The 20,301-nt window shown below is 53.7% G+C and carries 19 protein-coding genes; 14 read left to right on the top strand and 5 right to left on the bottom strand.

The genetic code is table 11. From position 1 onward, the window contains the following. Positions 1 to 11 precede the first annotated feature (11 nt). Positions 12 to 758, top strand: coding sequence for an RDD family protein (locus MRY86_RS04735; protein ID WP_293562983.1), 747 nt, complete (start codon positions 12 to 14; stop codon positions 756 to 758). Positions 759 to 935: 177 nt separating this feature from the next. Then, entirely contained in the window at positions 936 to 1,232 is a 297-nt protein-coding gene (locus MRY86_RS04730) for a hypothetical protein (protein WP_293562984.1), read from the top strand. A 91-nt stretch (positions 1,233 to 1,323) separates the two neighbouring features. On the opposite strand, the gene MRY86_RS04725 is transcribed toward MRY86_RS04730, so the two are convergent. Both MRY86_RS04725 and MRY86_RS04720 read right to left on the bottom strand, forming a co-directional pair. Beyond that, positions 1,324 to 1,869 (bottom strand): group 1 truncated hemoglobin, encoded by a 546-nt coding sequence (locus MRY86_RS04725; protein ID WP_293562985.1) that lies wholly within the window; start codon positions 1,867 to 1,869, stop codon positions 1,324 to 1,326. A gap of 55 nt (positions 1,870 to 1,924) precedes the next feature. Next, the gene (locus MRY86_RS04720) at positions 1,925 to 2,347 is read right to left on the bottom strand and encodes a hypothetical protein (protein ID WP_293562986.1); all 423 of its coding nucleotides are present in this window, start codon (positions 2,345 to 2,347) and stop codon (positions 1,925 to 1,927) included. A gap of 170 nt (positions 2,348 to 2,517) precedes the next feature. Here MRY86_RS04720 and MRY86_RS04715 point away from each other — a divergent pair, with 170 nt between their 5' ends. The 10 genes from MRY86_RS04715 (at position 2,518) to MRY86_RS04670 (ending at position 13,897) form a co-directional block, all read left to right on the top strand. After that, positions 2,518 to 2,970, top strand: coding sequence for a MarR family transcriptional regulator (locus tag MRY86_RS04715; protein ID WP_293562987.1), 453 nt, complete (start codon positions 2,518 to 2,520; stop codon positions 2,968 to 2,970). 46 nt (positions 2,971 to 3,016) lie between these two features. Next, on the top strand, positions 3,017 to 3,346 hold the full coding sequence (locus MRY86_RS04710) for a hypothetical protein (protein WP_293562988.1): 330 nt from the start codon (positions 3,017 to 3,019) through the stop codon (positions 3,344 to 3,346). A gap of 52 nt (positions 3,347 to 3,398) precedes the next feature. Further along, a complete protein-coding gene (locus MRY86_RS04705; RefSeq protein ID WP_293562989.1) occupies positions 3,399 to 4,202 on the top strand; it encodes an HlyD family efflux transporter periplasmic adaptor subunit in 804 nt (267 codons plus the stop codon). A gap of 8 nt (positions 4,203 to 4,210) precedes the next feature. Further along, positions 4,211 to 7,417, top strand: a complete 3,207-nt coding sequence (locus MRY86_RS04700) for an efflux RND transporter permease subunit (RefSeq protein ID WP_293562990.1) — start codon at positions 4,211 to 4,213, stop codon at positions 7,415 to 7,417. Between the two features lie 37 nt (positions 7,418 to 7,454). Beyond that, positions 7,455 to 7,868: a GtrA family protein gene (locus tag MRY86_RS04695; protein WP_293562991.1), complete on the top strand. Its 414-nt coding sequence runs from the start codon at positions 7,455 to 7,457 to the stop codon at positions 7,866 to 7,868. 7 nt (positions 7,869 to 7,875) lie between these two features. Next, positions 7,876 to 9,219 (top strand): TolC family protein, encoded by a 1,344-nt coding sequence (locus MRY86_RS04690; protein ID WP_293562992.1) that lies wholly within the window; start codon positions 7,876 to 7,878, stop codon positions 9,217 to 9,219. 14 nt (positions 9,220 to 9,233) lie between these two features. Continuing rightward, the gene (locus MRY86_RS04685; protein WP_293562993.1) at positions 9,234 to 9,647 is read left to right on the top strand and encodes a secondary thiamine-phosphate synthase enzyme YjbQ; all 414 of its coding nucleotides are present in this window, start codon (positions 9,234 to 9,236) and stop codon (positions 9,645 to 9,647) included. A gap of 42 nt (positions 9,648 to 9,689) precedes the next feature. Continuing rightward, positions 9,690 to 11,234: a GH3 auxin-responsive promoter family protein gene (locus MRY86_RS04680; RefSeq protein ID WP_293562994.1), complete on the top strand. Its 1,545-nt coding sequence runs from the start codon at positions 9,690 to 9,692 to the stop codon at positions 11,232 to 11,234. Between the two features lie 64 nt (positions 11,235 to 11,298). Next, on the top strand, positions 11,299 to 11,571 hold the full coding sequence (locus tag MRY86_RS04675; protein ID WP_293562995.1) for a UPF0175 family protein: 273 nt from the start codon (positions 11,299 to 11,301) through the stop codon (positions 11,569 to 11,571). A 385-nt stretch (positions 11,572 to 11,956) separates the two neighbouring features. Continuing rightward, the gene (locus MRY86_RS04670; RefSeq protein ID WP_293562996.1) at positions 11,957 to 13,897 is read left to right on the top strand and encodes an aconitate hydratase; all 1,941 of its coding nucleotides are present in this window, start codon (positions 11,957 to 11,959) and stop codon (positions 13,895 to 13,897) included. 111 nt (positions 13,898 to 14,008) lie between these two features. Here the strand turns inward: MRY86_RS04670 and MRY86_RS04665 are convergent, their stop codons facing one another. Together MRY86_RS04665 and MRY86_RS04660 are read right to left on the bottom strand one after the other, a co-directional pair. Then, entirely contained in the window at positions 14,009 to 16,798 is a 2,790-nt protein-coding gene (locus MRY86_RS04665; protein ID WP_293562997.1) for a T9SS type A sorting domain-containing protein, read from the bottom strand. Positions 16,799 to 16,902: 104 nt separating this feature from the next. Beyond that, positions 16,903 to 17,400 (bottom strand): DUF427 domain-containing protein, encoded by a 498-nt coding sequence (locus MRY86_RS04660; protein ID WP_293562998.1) that lies wholly within the window; start codon positions 17,398 to 17,400, stop codon positions 16,903 to 16,905. A gap of 95 nt (positions 17,401 to 17,495) precedes the next feature. Between MRY86_RS04660 and MRY86_RS04655 the strand changes: the two genes are divergently transcribed. After that, positions 17,496 to 18,989 carry an oligosaccharide flippase family protein gene (locus MRY86_RS04655; protein ID WP_293562999.1) on the top strand — a complete coding sequence of 498 codons (1,494 nt, stop codon included), beginning with the start codon at positions 17,496 to 17,498 and terminating at the stop codon, positions 18,987 to 18,989. Between the two features lie 38 nt (positions 18,990 to 19,027). Next, a complete protein-coding gene (locus MRY86_RS04650; RefSeq protein WP_293563000.1) occupies positions 19,028 to 19,585 on the top strand; it encodes a Uma2 family endonuclease in 558 nt (185 codons plus the stop codon). On the opposite strand, the gene MRY86_RS04645 is transcribed toward MRY86_RS04650, so the two are convergent. Next, positions 19,580 to 20,158, bottom strand: a complete 579-nt coding sequence (locus MRY86_RS04645; protein ID WP_293563001.1) for a hypothetical protein — start codon at positions 20,156 to 20,158, stop codon at positions 19,580 to 19,582. The two genes, MRY86_RS04650 and MRY86_RS04645, sit on opposite strands and share 6 nt — an antisense overlap. Between the last annotated feature and the right edge of the window lie 143 nt (positions 20,159 to 20,301).

Below are 20,301 nucleotides of genomic sequence, written 5' to 3'. Positions count from 1 at the left end.
GACCAATTACTGTGAAGACCATCGAAATACGGACCGCCCAGAACGTCGTTATTGAGTACGAGCTGGCCTTGTTGCGCGAGCGCGCTATGGCGTTCATCATTGATTTTTTTATCATCATGATGATTTTCTTTGTCGTGGTGGTGCTCATCTTTGGCCGCCTCTTGGGTAATGCCATCGCAGGGACTATGCTTGCCGGGGTGCTCTACGGGCTTTTTCCGCTGATCCTGTTTATGGGCTACCACTTGTTTTCTGAGATTATGGCCAACGGGCAGACCTGGGGGAAGCGGGCCATGGGCATCCGTGTAGTGCGGATCGACGGGCAGGAACCAGGGCTTAGCGACTATCTGCTGCGGGCGGTATTTCACATTGTAGATTCGGTGTTCTCTTCGGGTATCCTCGCTGCCGTTTTCATTAGCTCTTCCAGCAACAATCAGCGCCTGGGCGATATGACTGCCAATACTACGGTCATCCGCCTTCGCCATCAACTGCAATTTGGGCTTTCGGATATTCTGGGCATCAACTCCCTGGAGAATTACGAACTGACTTACCCGCAGGTGCAGCAACTGTCGGAAGAGGACATGCTGCTCATCAAAAACATGCTCACCCGCTACCGAAGCCACCGCAACCCCGCTCACGAACAGGCACTGCGGGAGCTCACCGGCCGCCTGCAGGAGCTCCTAAACATAGAAGAGGTGCCCCGAGACCGCATTGGCTTTCTCAAAACGCTGATCCGCGACTATATCGTTATCACGCGGTAAAGCTTCGACTCTATTCTTAATGCTTCCTTAACAGCAGCTATACAACATATACGCTCCTTAATGCATTTTATGTAGGCAGGGTTTGCTCATCGCAGGCCTTATAAGCCTTACTAATTTGTGCTTGCCGAACGTAGTAGTTTATCCCTCTGCTCTAAGCACAGAACTAAAAGCGAAACGATGAAAAAGACATTCATGATAGAATTTGATCTGCCACGGACTTTTGATGAGGAATTTATGGCGCTAATTCCCAAGCAGCGCTACATCATCAACACCATGCTGGCAGACGGAAGAGTTAAAGCGTATTCTCTCTCCATGGACCGGTCCAAACTTTGGGCCATCATGACTGGAACTTCTGAGTTTGAGGTGATGGAAAATATCGCCCAGTTACCGCTGAGTGAGTACATGAGCCCTAATATTTCCGAGCTGATGTTCCACAATACCTCGGACGCAGTCATGCAGTTCTCTTTGAACTGATTTGAATTACGTTGAAAGAAAAAAGCCGCTTTGAGCTAAATTATTGCTCAGGCGGCTTTTTTCATTAGGACAGGGTTGTTCCGGAGCGGTTTTACTGCTGCACGACATCAGCGCGCAGGGTCTCCAGGAGCGCCCCTACCTCTCCAATCAAATCTTCAGGCACATTATTTTGCATGGCACCCTCGGCTACCGCTGCGATGAAGGCATCATAGGCCGCATCGGTTGATTTTTCCGCCATGCGTGGGTTTTGTGCCGGATCGTGCGCGCTCACCATATCCATACCGTCGTAGGTATAGTTTTCAGCACCGGTAGCGACACAAAAGAAATCAGTCAGGTTTTCGCTCAGAATAGCGAGATTGGTGGTGTTCCCGTTGCCAACTTCTGCCAGTAGCGGCGCAAAATAGGGGCTCAATACCGGATCAGCAGCAATCACGAAAATGGAGCTGTCGACCACTGAGCGCAAGCCCAGCCGGCCCTGTTCAATCATACCCCCGGCAGGATCAGTCACCATCGTGGTGCCGCCCAGCTTCTGATAAAGGGTGTCTTCGGTCATCATCGGCTCATCGTCATCGTTGTCACAGGCCGTAAAAGTCAGGCAAGCCATGCCCAACAGCAGGATCAATAATCGAGTGTTCATGTTTTAAGTTTTAAATTATTTTGAAATGGAATTGGGTTGAATACTTGGCAGCACACTAAAAAGGCCAAATCTGGCTGGCGAAGGCAAGCACTTTTTTTACCGGTGAACCTGCCCCCGTTACCGGGCAGCTTGAAGCCTTTGCAGATTCCGATACCTGATACAGTCGGGCATCTGTAGCCGCGGTCTGCTGTACGGCAGCCAGGACAACCTCGTTTTGCTGCTCGCGCAGGTCATAGCTGAAAGTCAATGTGCCCGCCTCGGCATTGAGATAGCAATGTTTCACGCCTGCTGTGTTCATGACAGCGCGCTGAATTGCTTTTGCTTCCTGTTTTTCCAGAGGTGTTTCGAAATCAATTCGGCTCAGTTGGACCTGTGCATTCGGGACTGGGTCCTGCCGGAGTGCCAATGCCACAAAGGCGATAATGCCAAGCAGCAGTGCACCACCTATTAAAAGGTTCCTTTTTGATGAATTTGCCATATTGCTTTTAAAAGAGGTACGGGGCTTTTCCGGAGAGCGGATCAAAAAGCGGCGCTTTTTTTTGACAATTCTCTGATTTTTGTGTTGGACCCATGAAAAGCCGAAAAAATCCCATCCTCACTAAACTTAATACCCTGTACTGCGTTCTCGTTGCAAATGCAACCAATTGAATGAGCCAAGCTGTCAAATTCCCTATTAATTCCCTCGTTTTTCTGACCAACCGCGTCGGGCGGCTGCTGGCCAATGAGATCCGGAAACGGACTGCATTGGACGAGTTGGGATTATCGGCACAGCATATGGGCATTCTGGTTGACCTTTGGGTAAAAGAAGGTGTACGGCAGCAGGACCTGGCCGTTTCCAACATCAAGGACAAAGGCACCATAGCCCGCGCCCTGCAAAGCCTGGAAGCAGCGAACATCGTAGTCCGAATACCGGATCAGGAAGACAAGCGCAATAAGCTCATCTACCTGACGCACCGGGGCCGGTCCCTTCGCGAAGAACTACTGCCGGAAGCACAGCAGACGGTACAGGAAGCAACGGAAGGCATTCCGGAAGAAGACCTGGCTATCTGCAAGCGTGTGCTGTCACAGATTTACCAGAAATTCACCTGTAATCATAAGTAAGTTGCAGATACAACTAAATATTAACAGCCATCAATAACGCTGATTTATGAGCATCACCGCCAGAAGAATTATCATGTTTGCAGGGCTAGTCCTCCTCATCGGTGCCTTTGCCCTGTCTCGCTTCCTGAGCAATCAGAAACAACCGCCCCGCCCCAAGGTGGCTGGCACCAAAGTGAAAATGGTCGATACCATGCATGTGCGCCTGGGCAGCATTCCCACAACGCTGAATGTACAGGGGGAACTGTCAGCCTATGACAAAATTGACCTTTTCTCAGAAGTAACGGGCACCCTCGAAAAAACGGAGCGCTCCTTCAAAGTCGGCACTTATTTTCCCGAAAGGAGCCTTACTGATCAAAGTCAATCAGGAGGAAGCTAAACTTTCCCTGCTTTCGCAAAAAAGCAACCTCCTCAACGCCATCACTCAGCTGATGCCCGACCTGAAGATTGACTACCCGGAAAGCTATGAACACTGGAAGGCTTATCTCGACAATTTTGAGGTGGAAGCCCCCATCAAAGCTTTCCCGGAGCCTTTAAATGATCAGGAAAAGTATTTCATTGCTTCCCGCAATCTGTACAGCCAGTACTACACCATCAAAAGCCAGGAGGAACGGCTGGACAAGTATACGCTGTACGCACCTTTTAGCGGGGTGATCACGGCTGCCTCCATCAACCCGGGTGCAGTGGTACGGGCCGGTCAAAAACTGGGCGAACTGATGAGCACTGGCAGCTACGAACTGGAAGCCACCGTTGCCCTGCGCGACCTGAAGTACCTGGCCGTAGGCAACCCGGTGGAGCTCTACTCAGAAGATATCGAAGGCAGCTGGAACGGCAAAATCCGCCGCATCAGCGATCAGGTGGATGCAGGTACGCAGACGGTACGGGTGTTCATCGCCGTGAGCGGCAGCGACCTGAAGGAAAATATGTACCTGCGGGGCGACGTGGTTGCCAGCAGTATTGATAATGCCTTTGCGCTGCCCCGCAACCTGCTCAATGATCAGCGGGGGGTCTTCGTTGTACAGGATTCTATCCTCCGGATGGAAGAAGTACAGGTGGTAAAAATGACTGATGAGTCTGCGATTATCCGGGGATTGAAAGATGGCACGCCCATTCTGGCGCAGCCCATACCGGACGCATTTGATGGCATGAAAGTCCGCATCAGCACGCAACAAAAATCTAAAAACGCACAATCGGCAAAGACCGGGCCTAAGGATCAACTGGGCAGCGCAGAATAGTCTCTACCATGCAAAGATTTGTCAACTACTTTATCAAATTTCCGGTAGCCGCCAACCTGATCATGGTCGGGCTTTTTGTGCTCGGCATTGCCGGGCTATTCAACATGAAGTCCACCTTCTTCCCGGAGGTGCCCAGCCGGATTATCAGCATACAATTGGTCTACCCTGGTTCGTCCCCGGAAGAAATGGAGGAAGGTGTCGTTAAGCGCATCGAGGAAAACCTCAAAGGGGTGACCGGTGTGGAGCGCTATACTTCCGTTTCGAGCGAAAACAGTGGCAGCATCACAGTGGAAGTGCTCAAGGGCTTCAATACTGATGACGTGCTCGTGGATGTGCGTAATGCCGTGGACCAGATCAGTTCCTTCCCCGCCGGGCTGGAGCCACCGGTGGTCTATATTCAGGAAAACCTGGGCTTTGCCATCAGCTTTGCACTTAGTGGGGATGTGAACCTCAAGACCCTGAAGCGCTACGGCCGGCAGGCAGAGGAAGACCTCCGGCAGATGGAGGGCATCTCTAAGGTGAGCCTGAGCGGTTTCCCGGAAGAGGAAATTGAGATTGCTTTCCGCGAAAAGGACCTGCGGGCTTACGGGCTGACTTTCCAGCAGGCGACACTGGCGGTACGGGCTGCCAATATCGAAATCACCGGCGGTACCATCAAGGGGGAAGACGAAGAGCTGCTGGTGCGCGCCCGCAACAAGGAGTACTATGCCGAAGGGCTGCGCGACATCATTGTGAAGACTACTCCTGAAGGCAGCGTGGTGCGCCTCTACGAAATAGCTGATCTCCAGGACCGCTGGGCCGACTCGCCCAACCGAAGTTACCTGAACGGGGAACCTTCGGTGGTCGTCACGGTACAGAATACCCTGGAAGAGGACATGATTTCCATCACGGATAAGGTGCAGGAATACGTCCGGGATTTTAATGAAAAAAATGATATCATCGAAGCCACTGTCATTCGCGATGGCTCCGATGTGCTCCGGCAGCGGATCGACTTGCTGATGGAGAACGGGCTGCTGGGCTTCGGTATCGTGCTGGTGCTGCTGGCCATGTTCCTGCACTGGCGGCTGGCGTTCTGGGTGGCCATTGCCATTCCAATCTCCTTTGCCGGCATGTTTGTAGTGGCAGGAGCCCTGGGCGTGACCATTAATGTTATTTCCCTGTTCGGTATGATCCTGGTGATCGGTATCCTGGTGGATGACGGGATTGTAATTGGCGAAAACATCTACCAGCAGTACGAAGCGGGAGTACCTCGCCTCAAAGCTGCTCTGGAAGGCACCCTACAGGTGCTGCCTGCCGTCTTTGCCGCCATCGTTACCACCGTACTGGCCTTTTCCTCCTTCCTGTTCATTGACGGTCGGCTGGGCGACTTCTTTTCACAAATGGCGATTGTGGTGATCTTTTCCCTCATCTTTTCCCTTATTGAAGGAGCGGTGATCTTGCCTACTCACGTAGCCCACAGTAAAGCCCTCAGCCCAGACCGCGACACCAACAAGGTGCAGCAGGGCTTTGAACGGGCCATGAATTGGATGCGCCACAAGCTCTACGGCCCCACTCTGAAGTTTGCTATGCACAACAAATTTTTTACCATCGCTGTCTTAGTCGGCCTTCTGGTCATTACCGGCGGCGCTATTGGCGGAGGGATCATCAGCACAACCTTCTTTCCTATTATTGAGCGGGACGACATTACCATACAGCTGCAAATGCCCGCCGGCACCCGGGAGCACATCACCCTGGATAAGCTGCAAATGATTGAGGACGCCGCCTGGCGCGCGAATGACTCCCTGAGCCAGCACTACTTCAATGGCGACAAACAGGCCATCGAACGGGTAGAGGTGAACCTTGGCCCTTCCACCTACAAAGGCAATCTGAGTGTGAATATCCTGGACGGCGAAAACCGGGACAGCCTGACCGCCCGGGCCGTCACAAATACGATCCGGCAAATGGTAGGCGATATCCCTACTGCGGAGGTGCTCACCTTTGGCGCTGCCTCCGCCTTCGGCAAACCCATTTCCATTTCCCTGATCGGGGAGGACTATACTCAGCTCAAGGCGGCTACCGAAGAAGTCAAAGCTGCCATGCAGGGGCTTTCTGAACTGGCGGATGTCGTCGACAACAATCAGGAGGGGCTGCGGGAAGTCAACATCCAACTTACCGAAAAGGGCAAATACCTGGGGCTGAAGCTGCAGGATGTGGTCGGGCAGGTGCGTAGTGGTTTCTTCGGCAGCGAAGTGCAGCGGCTGCAGCGCGGCCAGGATGAAGTGCGGGTGTGGGTACGCTACGACCGGGAAGACCGCGACAACATCAACAAGCTAAAAGACATGCGCATCCGATTCGAGGACGGGCGGGAGTTTCCCCTTTCGGAAATTGCCACCCTGGAGCTGAAGCGGGGCGTGATCAACATCAACCACATCGATGGTAAGCGGGAGGTGAAAATTGAGGCAGATGTGTCAAATAACGACGTTTCGGTAAGCGATGTCACTGCCAGCTTACAAGACGAGATCATCCCGGAAATCCTGAGCGGTTACAGTTCCGTTTCTGCCATTTACGAAGGGCAGAACCGGGAGCAGCAGAAATCGGCAAAGTCTATTCAGACCGTATTTAGCATTGTGCTTTCCCTCATGTTCTTTGTGATTGCGCTGACGTTCCGCTCCGTTGGGCAGGCGCTGCTCGTCTTCCTCCTGATCCCGTTTGGGTTCATCGGGGTAGGCTGGGGGCACTGGCTCATGGGGCTCCCCATCAGCTTGTTCTCCGCCCTGGGCATTATCGCGCTGATCGGTATTTTGGTGAATGACGCCCTGGTTTTTGTGAGCACCTATAATACGATGATTGAAGAAGGGCGCTCGCATATGGATGCGGTGTACGAAACGGGACTGTCGCGTTTCCGGCCCATTGTGCTGACCACCGTGACCACCTTTGCCGGACTGGCACCGCTATTGTTTGAGAAGAGCCTGCAGGCGCAGTTCCTCATTCCGATGGCGATTGCGGTCTCCTTCGGCCTTTTGGTCATTACGGCGGTTATTCTGGTGTTGCTGCCGGTGCTGCTCATTATTATGAACCGCTTCAAGGTTTATGCTTCTTATGCCTGGAACGGCGTGAAGCCGAGCTACGAAGCGGTAGAGCCTGCGGTACGGCGGGAGACTGGATATGAGTTCCTGTGGTATGTTCTGTTCACTGCTATTGTAATTGTCGGAGCGCTTGGCTTTATGCTGGGTTAACCAATAAGCACTACCTTTGGCGCCAAAATGACAACTCATGGGGCTGAATAAGGAAACAGTGGCGCAGTTGGTGAAAATGAAAGCCAAATTTGCCATGTCGGGCGCAGTGGCCACCTCGGTGGACTTCCTGCTCTACCTCTGGCTCGTGGATTATCAGGACTGGGCGCCGGTGCCGGCCAATATCGTGTCCTATTCCTGTGCCGTTGTGCTGAATTTTATGATGCAAAAGCGCTTCGTATTTCAGCTGCAGGGCTCGGCCCGCCGGGCTTTTTTGCTCTCGGTCCTGGTCTCCGTGGTGGGGCTCAGTATCAACACAGGGATTGTTTATGCATTGACCCGGTTTGCCTTTTTTATGGAATACCAGGCCCTAACTAAGCTGATCGCTACGGGCATTGTATTCTTTTACAACTTTTACCTCAAGCGATATGTCTTTGAACGCAAGTTTATATAAGCCAAATATGAAAGTACAACTCGCACTACTGCCCGCCCTACTGCTTTTTGCCCTTACGGGAAAGGCGCAGGAAAACCTCAGCTTGTCCGATGCCATCCAAAAGGGGCTGGACAACAACTTCCAGATCAAAATTGCGGAAGCCCGCGCCGATATTGCGGAGCGCAATGACGACTGGGCCATCGCCGGGAAAGTTCCGACCATCAACCTGACAGCCAATTCTCAAAACAACTACCGCAACCTCAGCAACCCGGCGGGCCCGCTGACGGCAGCCAATACCTATAATACCGGTATCACACCGGGCATAGAGGCCAGCATGATACTTTTTGATGGCTACCGGGTGCAGATTACCAAAGAGCAACTGGAAACACAGGCGGAGCTAAGCCAGAGCAATCAGCAGCTGGCGGTACAAAACAGCATTCAGGCCATCATCAATGCCTACTACAATGCCCTGGTGCAACAGGAACAACTCGACGTGCTGATGGAAGTCCTGGAGCTTTCCCGCGACCGCGTCGCCTACCAGGAAGTACGGCAGGAATTCGGGCAGTCGAGCACCTTCGATATCCTGCAGACACAGGACGCCTACCTCAACGATTCCACCAACTACGTGCTGCAGATCAACACCTACGAAACCGCCATCCGCAACCTCAACCTGGCAATGGGTATTGACGATATAGGCACTTCCTACACCCTCACCGACACCCTTTCCTACGCAGCCGAAGACTATCAGCTGGCCGATCTGCAGCAGGAGATGGAAAGCAATAATGTGCAGTTGCGCAACGAGTACATCAACCGGGAGCTGTCGTCTATCAACACCCGCCTGCAGGAAGCGGCTTTTAAACCTACGGTACAAGTTAATGCCGGAGCTACCTACAACGTCGGTATTTCCTTCGGCGAGCAAACCCTGAGCTTCGGGCCGAATGAAACGGTGCAGGAAATCCCGCAAATTGCCGCCCGGACATTTCAGCCCTTTATTAACCTTTCGGCTTCCTACCCGATCTACGATGGCGGTGCCCGTAAAATCCGGTTGGAGAATGCCCGCAAGGAGGAACTCATCGCTCAGCTCAACATTAGCGACCTCAAGCGCACCCTCAATAACCAACTGGCCAATACCCTGGCGACCTACAACACCCAAAAGCGCCTCGTAGAAGTGACCACAAGCCTGGTGAGCAATGCCCGCCGCAACCTGGAAATTGCCGAGGAGCGCTTCCGGGGGGGCTTGATTAACAGCTTCGATTATCGTACTATACAAGTGAGTTACATCAATGCTTCCCAGCAGCGCCTCAATGCGGTCTTCAACTTAAAGAACACGGAGACGGAGCTGATCCGCCTGATTGGGGGGCTGGTCCGATAAAAAACGGCTGACACATGGTACAACAATACGAATTCTCCCTCCCTGCTTTTGAGCGGGGCTACCACATCATCACCGCCGAAGTACAGCGGCAGTTGAAGGGTGCCCTGCCCGACCGCGGCATGCTTCACCTGTTTATCAAACACACTTCCGCTGCCCTCACCATCAATGAGAATGCCGACCCGGATGTGCGTACGGACTTCGAAAGCATTTTCAACCACGTGGTGCCGGAAAACCTCCCCTTCCTCACCCATACCATTGAGGGCCCCGATGACATGCCTGCCCACATCAAAGCAGCGATGATCGGCTCCTCTATTACCATTCCAATTACCAAAGGCCGGCTCAACCTGGGCACTTGGCAGGGGATTTATCTCTGCGAGTTTCGCAACCACGGGGGCAGCCGGAAGTTGGTGGCTACGGTTTATGGGTAGCTGGTTTTTTCGTAGTTTACAACCCCAAAACTCGAAACGTCCATGGCTTTTTTCGGAAAACTCATCAAGCGCAGTCTTACTGTAGGCGAACAATTGCAGAAACGGCGCCGCGCCGCGCCCATTCAACTGCAAAGGCGCACCCTTCGCCGTCTGCTGAAGCAGGCTCAGGGTACTGCCTTCGGGCAGTATTACGATTTCAAAGATATTCTGCAGGACGAGCACTGCATTGACACCTTTCGGGAAAAGGTGCCCATTTTTGATTACGATACCATGTACGAGCAATGGTGGCATATGGCCCTGCGCGAGGTGGAAGATGTAAGCTGGCCGGGCAAGGTGACGCACTTTGCACTCAGTTCCGGCACCTCCGGGGCACCAAGCAAGCACATTCCGGTCACGGACGACATGCGCCGGTCCATGAAGCACGCCGGCCTCCGGATGTTCTTCGCCCTGACCAACTTTGATGTTGACCCTGACCTCTTCACCAAGCCTATGCTGATGCTGGGCGGCAGCAGCGACCTGGACAATCAGGGCGGTTACTTCCGGGGCGACCTCAGCGGTATCAATGCCAGTCAGCCGCCGTTTTGGCTGCGCCCTTACTACAAACCGGGGGGCAAAATATCACGCATCAAAAGCTGGGATGAGAAGATTGCGGAGATCTCCCGCCATGCACCGGACTGGGATATCGGCTTTCTCGTGGGCATTCCTTCCTGGCTACAGCTTATGATGGAGCGCATTATTGAGGACCATCAATTGGATACCATCCACGATATCTGGCCTAACCTGGAAGTCTGTGTCCACGGCGGCATTGCTTTTGAGCCGCTGAAAAAGGGCTTTGAGCGCCTGCTCGACCGCCCGCTCATCTACATGGACTCCTACCTGGCCAGCGAAGGCTTTATCGCCTATCAACAACGGCCGGAGACCAATGCCATGCGCTTGTTGCTGCACAACGGCATCTTCTTTGAGTTTATCCCCTTCAACAGCAGCAACTTCGACGAAGATGGCCAACTACTGGGCAACCCACAGACCCTGACTATTGCAGAAGTGGAGCCCGGGGTAGATTATGCCCTCCTCCTTACCACCTGTGCCGGTGCCTGGCGTTACCTCATTGGGGATACCGTACGCTTTCCGGAAGCAGGCAAGCCTGAGATCATCATCAGCGGGCGGACCAAGCACTTCCTCAGCATCTGCGGAGAGCACCTCTCAGTAGACAATATGAATCAGGGCATACAAGCTGTGGAAGAAGCCCTCGACCTGAGCGTGCGGGAGTTTACGGTGGCCCCCGTGCAGGAAGGCAACCGGTTTTTGCACCATTGGTACATTGGCACAGAGCGGGAAGTGGATAAGGAGCAAGTCACCCGCATCCTCGACGAGGCCCTGAAGCAGGTCAATGATGATTACAAAACAGAGCGTGACAGTCTGCTCGGGATCAGGGTGGAAATCCTGCCTATTCAGCGCTTCTACGACTGGCAGGCGGCTAAGGGTAAGCTTGGTGGGCAGAACAAATTCCCCCGCGTAATGAAGGGCAAGCGTTTTGCGGAATGGTCGGCTTTTGTGCACCGGAGTCTGCGGCAGGAGGGTGGGGGTTAATATCGGGAACTACAAGACTGCAGCATGTGTTATTCATGTATTCTGAAAGCTTATTTTCAATAGTATGGGTATACAAATTTCCTCAAAAATGCTTCAGGAGCTCAACATGACTCCACAAGAATTCCTAATTGAGATGGCTACTCATTTTTACGACCTGGGCAAAATGACTATGGGACAAGCCCGCAACTTTGCCAGTATTGACCAAATAACCTTCCAGAAAGAGCTGTCCAAAAGGAACATCAATATCAAATATGAGGTAGAGGATTTAATGGATGATTTGAAAGCAATGGAAGCTTACAAACATAAAAAAAGCAAGGTCAATGCTCTTTTTATCTAACTACTCCGCATAGTTTGTAAATCACATTTTTCTGCCTTTGTTTGCCCGAACCCTATCTCCTATGCGCCATAGCCGCTTTGGCGACGGAGCAAAGGGTGCAAAGCCAGAAAATGTACTGGCTCCCTTCAGGGATGGGGCAAAACAGGGCATTTTCTGCTTGTTTTTCCATGTATGCTGAATAGTTACCTTTCTGTCATGTTTTGACTTTTACTGTCTCCCCCCAAAGTTGCGATCTGCCCAACTCAGGCAATGGACACCGTACTCAGGTGAGGGATTCACCGCCCTAAAAAATCCAAAAGCGGTGTCTGACCTGCCTGCCTGCACCCTGCACTCGAACCTCTACCCGGCAGATTCGTTCAAAAGGCGCACCAAAACCAACGCTCCTATGAATGTCGCGCAAAAACTGATTGACGCCCACCTCGTTGAAGGTGAAATGAAACCCGGCACGGAAATTGGCCTGAAAATCGACCAGGCACTGCAACAGGATGCCACAGGCACGCTCGTGATGCTGGAACTGGAAGCCATGGGGCTCGACAAAGCCCAAACGGAGGTCGCTGTACAGTACGTGGACCACAATCTGCTGCAAGGCGACCACAAAAATGCCGATGACCACCTCTTTCTGCAATCCGCTGCTGAAAAATACGGTTACTGGTTTAGCCGGCCCGGCAATGGGGTCAGTCACCCGGTGCACATGGAACGCTTTGGCAAACCTGGCAAAACCATGGTAGGCTCCGACAGCCATACGCCTGCCGCCGGCGCCCTGGGCATGCTGGCCATCGGTACCGGAGGGCTGGACGTAGCGGCCGCTGTGGCAGGTAAGCCTTACTTCGTCAAAATGCCAAAGGTGATGGGCGTGGAGCTCAAAGGGCAGTTGCCGGACTGGGTGAGCGCCAAAGATGTCATCCTGGAAATGCTGCGCCGCTATGATGTCAAGGGGGGCGTAGGCTACATCCTGGAGTACTATGGAGAAGGGCTGAAATCCCTCTCGGCTATGGATCGCCATGTCATCGCTAACATGGGTACAGAGTTGGGGGCTACGACTTCTGTTTTTCCGGCGGATGAAGAGATCAAGCGTTTTCTGCGTGCGCAGGGCCGGGAGGAGGACTTCTCGGAGCTGAAAGCCGATGCAGATGCCAGGTACGATGCCCATGAGGTCATTGATCTTTCCGGACTGGAACCCCTGATCGCCAAGCCCAGCAGCCCGGGCAATGTAGCGCCGGTACGTGAAGTGGCTGGTCAATCGGTACATCAGGTGGTGATTGGTTCGAGTGCTAATCCGGGGCTACGCGACTTCTGGGTGGTTTCCGAAATTGTAAAAGGCCGTATGGCGCATCCCGATGTGTCTTTTGATATCAACCCTACTTCCCGGCAACTTACGGAGAACCTGTCGCGCACCGATGGTTTCTTCAACCTCCTGCACGCTGGGGCCCGCTTTCATCAGTCGGGCTGTATGGGCTGTATCGGGATGGGGCAGGCACCAGCCAGCGGAAAAATCAGCCTGAGGACTATGCCCCGCAACTTTCCGGGCCGATCGGGCACCCTCGATGACCAGGTGTACCTCTGTAGCCCGGAGACGGCCGCCGCTGCCGCACTGACAGGCCAGATCACCGACCCCAGAGACCTGGAAAAAGATTTGGGGATTACTTATCCGAAATATAAAGCTCCGGATCAGCAGATCATCAACGAGCAGATGCTGGTCGCCCCCTCCCAAAACGGACAGGGCACTGATTTGGTCAAAGGGCCCAACATCAAGTCCCTGCCCACCTTCGACCCCTACCCGAATGCCTACGATGCGCCCGTGCTGCTGAAAATGGACGACAATATTTCCACTGATGAAATCCTAAAAGCCGGAGCAGAAGTGCTGCCCTTGAGGAGCAATATCCCGGAGATTAGCAAGTACAGCTATATCGTACTTGATGACTCTTTTTATGAACGGGCAAAAGATGCCCAGGCTGCCCATCCGGGGCACATCGTGGTAGCTGGTGAGAATTATGCACAGGGCTCCAGCCGGGAGCATGCTGCACTCGCACCTAAATACCTGGGGCAGCTGGCGGTAATTGCTAAAAGTTATGCCCGGATTGGCTGGCAGAACCTGGTCAACTTCGGCATTCTTCCGCTGGAATTTATCAACCCTGAAGACTACGAAAAAATCGGGCAGGGAGACATGCTCGCCGTAACTTCTGCCCGTGAGTCGATTCAGTCAGGCGATGACATACACATCCGCAACCTCACGAAAAATACGGATATCGCCTGCCGGCATAGCCTGAGTGGGCGTCAGGTGGAGGTCTTGCTGAAGGGTGGGATTATCAATCACTTCAAAGAATAAAAGGGTGCAGGGGCTTTCTTTTAAGCCCTGCAACGTACAATTAGCCAAAAAGAGAGGACGGGCATGGAACCGACTGTTAGCAGTAATCTTCTTCCACGCCCGCTACCCTCCTTATCTTGCAATAACCAATTTCTTCATTTGAATGCCATACCGGGTGCGTACTGACAAATAGTACAGCCCTGCTGGCAGGTGGTGCAGATGGAGTGTGTGGCTGCCTGTGCTGCCGGGCAGGTGTTCATCGTGCAACAATTGCCCGTTCTGATTAAACAGGGAGACCTGACCAGCTTCCTCAAAACGCAGCTCAAAGGTGCCCTCTCCCGGATTTGGGAAAAGCTGAAAGTCAGGCATATGCCCCATTTCAGTCGTACTGCTCAGAAAATCTATTTCTGCCGTAACTTCCGATAAACAACCCGAAGCATCCGTAACCGTCACCGTGTAAGTACCGGCTGGCAGGTCTAGGAGGTCTTCCGTGGTGGCCCCTGTGCTCCAATCAAAGGTGTAGGGGGGTAACCCACCGGTCACGATCAGATCAATGCCGCCCAGGGTGTCGTCCACCTGCGGCAGAGCATCCACTACGATGTTGAGGCAGGCCGCGAGGCTCCAGATTTCACTCCCGCGCAGCCCGTCATTGGCGGCGAAGTAGAGCTTGTCGTTGAAAAGCGTAAATGAGGTAGGATCACCATCGCGTACCCCCGGCCGTATGTCGGCAATAATTGCGAAGGTACTGTCAGCGGCATCGTATTCCCAAAATTCGCGCCCGTACTCCTCCGTATAAGCGGAGCAATACAGCTTATCATTGAAGACGACCAAGTCTCTGGGATTGCTTGAGCCGGAGGTGATGTCCTGAGTGAGGTTCACCTCGCCCGTTGCCGGGTCGAACACGAGCAGCTCTGTACCCTGACTGCTGCTGAGGCGGCCGGAGAAGTAAATCTTGTCCTGATAAAAAGTGATGTACTCGGGGTATAAATTCCCGCTAACATCCGTAAGCAGCGCTATCTCATCTGTTGCCGGATCGTAACGGAACAGCTCAAAGCCGGCGTCCGGATGATTGGCCCGAAAGTAGAGCACCCCATCCTTTTCAACGATGTCTTCCGGGCTCCCATCAGGAGCCCCTGGCCGGATATCGACAACAAGCTCCACGGCATCCGTATCGCTTTGGTAACGCCATAGTTCGTAGCCCGACACGCCATCCTCTGCCCGAAAGTAGAGCGCACCCGCACAAACGATCAGCCCTTCCGGGTTAGCGTCTTCTTCGCCGGGGTAGAGGTCAGCTATGACTTCGAAAGTATTGGTTGCCGGATCGTAAGCGTGAAGTTCATCGCCTAGTTCCTCGTTGTAAGCTTTAAAAAACACCCGCCCGTCGTAGGCGACTACATCTGTGATATGCCCCGTATGGCTGGGGGTGGAAAAGGCAGTGGCTGCAATCTGACCGGTAGCATCGTCATAGCTCAATAACCCGTAGCCGCTATCCGGGTGAATGCCCGAAAAATAGAGCTTCCCAGCCTGTACTGCAAAATTATCGGGCCGCAGGCTGCCCGGGGTATCGGAAAGAAGCTCGGTGGCACCGCTCGCAGGGTTGTACACCCAAATCTCCCGCCCGCTGTTGGCCTCATCTGCACCGAAATACAGTTTACCGTTGTAAGCGGTAAAGCCGTGGGGGTCGGAGCCGATGGTGGTGGTATTGATATCGGCAGCGACCTCAATTTCCGTACTGCCAGCGGTATAGGTGAGTAGTTCATCGCCTACCTCAGGATGAAGCCCGGAAAGGTAGAGGGTGTTACCGGTATGGTATTCGATGGTTATATAAGTAGGAACGCCATCTCCGTCTAACTGAGCGATTTCTGACACCATATCAGTGCTCTTGTCGTACGCATACAGGTAGCGGCTGCTGAGGTCCTGCCCGGCAACGAAGTACAACTGCCCGTCGAATGCCGTGAAACCAGCCGGGGAGGCATTGCCATCCGGGTTGAGGTCGGTCACAAGCTCTACCTGATCAGTTTGCGTATTGAAACGGCGCAGCTCCGTGCCCCAGGCCAGGTCACGGGCGGAGAAGTAAAGATCGCCCTCATACGCCGTAAACCCAAATGGGCTGCTACTTGCCGGTCCGGTGTAAATCTCCGGCAAGTCCAGCAGGGTATTGCTGGCGATGTCGTACGCATAGAATTCATCACCCATACCCGACACGAAGCCTCGGAAAAACAAACGCCCGTCCATGTGGGTCAGCAGGTTGATGCTGGGGTAAAGACCGTTGGGGCTTTCGTAGGCGATGTTCTCCACTATCCCGCTCACCGGGTCAAGCCGCCACAACCGGCTATCGCTGACCTCGTCATTGGCAGTAAACCAGATGTGATCGCCCACTACATTGAAGAAATTAGGGGAGCTGCTGCCACCGGGATTGAGGTCCTGCACTATTAATTCTTTGGTGGCCAGATTAAGGCGGCCCAGCTCGAAACCCGCCACAGGGTCTTCAAAAGAGAAATAGAGCCACCCCTCGTATGCCATAAGGTTGGCGGGGTTCCTGATCAGGTCGTTCATAGTATCGAACACACGCCTCAGCGAGTCCGTCGCCGGATCGTATTCATAAAGATAGGAATCCCCGCCACCGGAGCGGGCTCCAAAGTAGAGCCGCCCATCGTAGGCTAATAGTTGGGAAATATTGCTGCTGCCATCAAGGGGGCTGATGTCTGCAATAAGTATGCTGGAACCCTCAGCCGGGTCGTACCGGTGTAGCTCCCGGCCAAACTGCCCATCGTCAGCGGTAAAGTAAATCTTGCCTTCGAGTTCTGCAAAGTCGCGGGGGTCCGAGCTGGCAGGCTCCTGATTGATGTCGCGCTCCAGGGTCAGCTGGGCAGAGGCCGACAAAACGATCAGGCAAAAAACGGTGCTCAATAGTGTCTTCATCAGTTCTTGGGGAATGATTAGACACCAAAGATACCGCCTGCTGCGCTGCCCTTTCTATAGGAATTCATAGAGGTGCTGGCCGGACGGGTATTTTTTGTTGGGCACTACCAGCCCCAGGTGCCGGGGCCGCCTTTGAACGGGCCTACAATTTTGGAAGTAATCCACCCGCCGTAGAAGTCGCCTTCCTGTGCCTGCACCCGCTCATCGCCAACGTAGCACTCGTCTACTTTGCTGGGGTAGAAAGCCAGGTAGCCTTTGATGGGCGCAAAGGCCGGCCGGGGGTCTGGATAGCTCCAGGCCACCTGCTGAACGCTGCTTTCGCCAATCTTTAGGTCCCAGTACCGCGCTTTGCCTTTGAACTCGCAGTGGGTTTGAAACATCGGAGATTGTTTCAGCACCCCTTCTTTAATATCTTCCGGCGGCAGGTAATACACTGGCGGATGGCTGGTTTCCAGCACCCGGTAAGCCCGGTTAGTCGAGGCGATGACCTCGCCCTGGTGTTTGATGGTGATGTGAGCAGAGACCGGTTCCAACTTAGGCGGCCGGGGGTAGTCCCAGACGCTTTCCTGACCGGGTTTGGGTGGTATGCGTTTCTTATTCATACGCTTGAAACGGGAAAAACAGCCGTTGGTTGGCCATCGCATGATCATCCCATGAAAATCACTAGCTTTGCAGGCATCATCATAAGCCGTCGCCCGTGTCCCTACTCAAAAAACTGGCAGGTGAGACCGCCATCTACGGTACGAGCAGCATTCTGAGCCGCTTGCTGCACTTCGTCATCCTGACGCCCTTCCTGACGTACTACTTCACGACGCAGGAATACGGTGTGGTGACGGACCTCTACGCCTGGGCCGCTCTCCTCCTCGTCATTTACACCTACCGGATGGAGACGGCCTTCTTCCGCTTTGGCAGCAAAGAATCGGATATGGAGCGCAGCTTTTCGACGGCTGCCATCAGCCTGTTGGCTTCCACGGCGGTGCTGACGGTGCTTTTCCTGGTCTTTGCCCCGGACATCGCCCGTTGGCTGCACTACCCCGACCGCCCGGAGTACGTCCGCTGGTTTGCGCTCATCATTGCTTTTGATGCCCTGGCAGCCATTCCCTTTGCGCGCCTGCGCCTGGAAAACCGTCCCATCCGCTTTGCGGTGATCAAGACGCTGAATATCCTCGTGAATATTTTCTTCATTTTTTTCTTCCTCAAAATCTGCCCCTGGCTCCTGGAGCAAGGGTACGAATGGGCTGGCTGGCTGTACAATCCTGAGCGGGAAATCGGCTACGTCTTTCTGTCCAACCTGCTGGCCAGCGGGTCGGTCCTGCTTTTTTTGGCGCCCTTGCTGCTTAAGGCACAATGGACCTTTGAAGCCGGTCTTTGGAAGCGGATGCTCCGGTACGCTGCCCCGCTCATCGTGGTGGGCGTCGCCGGTATTGTCAATCAGTTTGTGGGCATCCCCCTGCTGAAGGAACTCGCTTCTGATGATATGGACTACAATATCGCTCAGGTCGGCCTGTACGGGGCTGCCGCCAAACTGGCCGTGCTGATGAACCTCTTCACCCAGGCCTTCAACTACGCCGCCGAGCCTTTCTTCTTCCGCAATGCCGCCCGGGAAGACAAGAGTACGCTCTATGCGCAGGTGGGGCAGGGCTTCACCCTCGTGGGCTGCCTGGCCTTCGTGGGCATTATGCTGTACATGGACATCATTCAGTACTACCTCGGAGCTGACCTGCGGGGCGGTCTCGCTGTAGTGCCATTCCTGCTGATGGCCTACCTTTTTCTCGGGCTCTACTACAACTTCAGCATCTGGTACAAACTCGCGGACCGGACCATTATCGGCGGGTACATTGCCACTGCCGGCTCTGTGATCACAATTGGGCTGAATGTCTGGCTCATCCCCCGGTACGGCTACCTGGCACCGGGATTGGCTGCTTTGACCTGCTACAGTTTCATGGCTGCAGCTAGTTACCTTACCGGGCAGCGGTATTATCCCATCCACTATCCGGTGGGCCGAATGGCGCTATACATACTGGGCGCAATCGCCACCTACGTGCTAAGCTTGCTGTTGCAAAAGTCCTACACACCAGGCTTTGCTGCCGGGCTGGCGCTGAATACGGTTTTACTGCTGGGCTATTTGTCCTTCCTTGCGATGCTGGAAAGGCAAGGGCTCCGGCGATTAGTGCGACAGTTGCGAAAGTGAGAGAATAGGTGTATTTTGACTGAACAGAAGCTCGTAAATTGACAACCGTATCCTTTCCCGATTACCTGGTCCTGGATGAGCAAGCGCCTGAGAGGCTGGAGTTTTACAATGGTGAAGTCTACGCCCTTGCCGGTGGAAGTCTTCATCAGGGTATCATTTGTGGTAATGTCTTTGCAGAGTTAAGATCAGCGCTCACTAAAGGAGCAAATCCTTGTCAGGCTTTCAATAGTGAAGTGCGCATCCATATCCAAGCCGTCAACGCCTACGTTTATCCCGATGCCTCCATTGCCTGCCCGCCCCTGAATACGGTATCGGAGCCCGCAGAAGCCATTGCCAACCCCATCCTAATTGCAGAGGTGTTATCGCCTTCCACCGAAAGTTACGACCGGGGCGGGAAATTTCACCGGTATCGCCAATTGAGTTCCCTTCAGGAGTATGTGTTTATTGACAGTCAATCGTATACAGTGGAAGTGTACCGGCGAAAAGGAGACTTGTGGCAGATTGTGGTCTTCACCGGGCTCGGGCAGGAAGTAGCGCTTGGCGCCATCAACGGCAGCCTGAGCATGGAAGCCATCTACAGCGGTGTGGAACTATAACTTCGGCGTACTGTGGTACACCACTAAAAATCCCAGCAACATCCGCATCGGCAAAGGTACTTCGTCCGACAGTTCATCCACCACAATCCAGTCCCGCAGGTCCCCCTCGTAAGCGGTGTACATCTCAAACCAGCCGTGGCGTTCGCTCCCGATCGCCCAGTCCTCCGCCAGGTTCTGATAGCGGGTGCGCAGGGTGACGGTGTGCGTGCCATCGGTGACCCGCCATTCCCGAAAGTTATTGCGAAAAATGGTCCTTGCCGTAGCGATGGCATTATCGCCCCGGGCTTCCCACTCGTTGGGGTTGTCAGGCCACTTTTGCCGGATGGTGCCTACGCCCTCCCCGATGCGGTACTGCCAGCGGCTCCAGTCGTCCTGTGCCACGGACGTCAGGCGCAATTCGCCCCGGCTCTCCGATTCGGTAGTGAAGATGTCCCATTCGGCAAAGCTATCGTTCCAGCGGGTGGCCATGCCGGTCAGGGCAGCGGTGTCTACGAGGGGCTTGGTGAGGGGCGTTTGGGCGGGGAGAGCAAAGGAGATGCTGATTATAAAAAAGAGGATCTGAAGACGCTTCATTCTGATTGCTTTTCAAAAGAACGCAAGATACGTATACTCTATTTCAAAACATATCCAGCTCCTCAACGAAACACTTGTCGCCTGTTTTCGTAAAACAACCTGTTTATCAGCGAATTACCCCCTTGCCAGATGTTAAACAATTG

Source organism: Phaeodactylibacter sp., assembly GCF_022763345.1.
Lineage (GTDB): Bacteria > Bacteroidota > Bacteroidia > Chitinophagales > Saprospiraceae > Phaeodactylibacter.
This window is presented reverse-complemented; position numbering and strand designations above follow the sequence as displayed.

Excerpts from the sequence above, each read along its gene's own strand:
- MRY86_RS04730 (WP_293562984.1), top strand. The coding sequence starts at position 936 with ATGAAAAAGACATTCATGATAGAATTTGATCTGCCACGGACTTTTGAT.
- MRY86_RS04725 (WP_293562985.1), bottom strand. The coding sequence starts at position 1,869 with ATGAACACTCGATTATTGATCCTGCTGTTGGGCATGGCTTGCCTGACT.
- MRY86_RS04720 (WP_293562986.1), bottom strand. The coding sequence starts at position 2,347 with ATGGCAAATTCATCAAAAAGGAACCTTTTAATAGGTGGTGCACTGCTG.
- MRY86_RS04715 (WP_293562987.1), top strand. The coding sequence starts at position 2,518 with ATGAGCCAAGCTGTCAAATTCCCTATTAATTCCCTCGTTTTTCTGACC.
- MRY86_RS04710 (WP_293562988.1), top strand. The coding sequence starts at position 3,017 with ATGAGCATCACCGCCAGAAGAATTATCATGTTTGCAGGGCTAGTCCTC.
- MRY86_RS04705 (WP_293562989.1), top strand. The coding sequence starts at position 3,399 with ATGCCCGACCTGAAGATTGACTACCCGGAAAGCTATGAACACTGGAAG.
- MRY86_RS04700 (WP_293562990.1), top strand. The coding sequence starts at position 4,211 with ATGCAAAGATTTGTCAACTACTTTATCAAATTTCCGGTAGCCGCCAAC.
- MRY86_RS04695 (WP_293562991.1), top strand. The coding sequence starts at position 7,455 with ATGGGGCTGAATAAGGAAACAGTGGCGCAGTTGGTGAAAATGAAAGCC.
- MRY86_RS04690 (WP_293562992.1), top strand. The coding sequence starts at position 7,876 with ATGAAAGTACAACTCGCACTACTGCCCGCCCTACTGCTTTTTGCCCTT.
- MRY86_RS04685 (WP_293562993.1), top strand. The coding sequence starts at position 9,234 with ATGGTACAACAATACGAATTCTCCCTCCCTGCTTTTGAGCGGGGCTAC.
- MRY86_RS04680 (WP_293562994.1), top strand. The coding sequence starts at position 9,690 with ATGGCTTTTTTCGGAAAACTCATCAAGCGCAGTCTTACTGTAGGCGAA.
- MRY86_RS04675 (WP_293562995.1), top strand. The coding sequence starts at position 11,299 with ATGGGTATACAAATTTCCTCAAAAATGCTTCAGGAGCTCAACATGACT.
- MRY86_RS04670 (WP_293562996.1), top strand. The coding sequence starts at position 11,957 with ATGAATGTCGCGCAAAAACTGATTGACGCCCACCTCGTTGAAGGTGAA.
- MRY86_RS04665 (WP_293562997.1), bottom strand. The coding sequence starts at position 16,798 with ATGAAGACACTATTGAGCACCGTTTTTTGCCTGATCGTTTTGTCGGCC.
- MRY86_RS04660 (WP_293562998.1), bottom strand. The coding sequence starts at position 17,400 with ATGAATAAGAAACGCATACCACCCAAACCCGGTCAGGAAAGCGTCTGG.
- MRY86_RS04645 (WP_293563001.1), bottom strand. The coding sequence starts at position 20,158 with ATGAAGCGTCTTCAGATCCTCTTTTTTATAATCAGCATCTCCTTTGCT.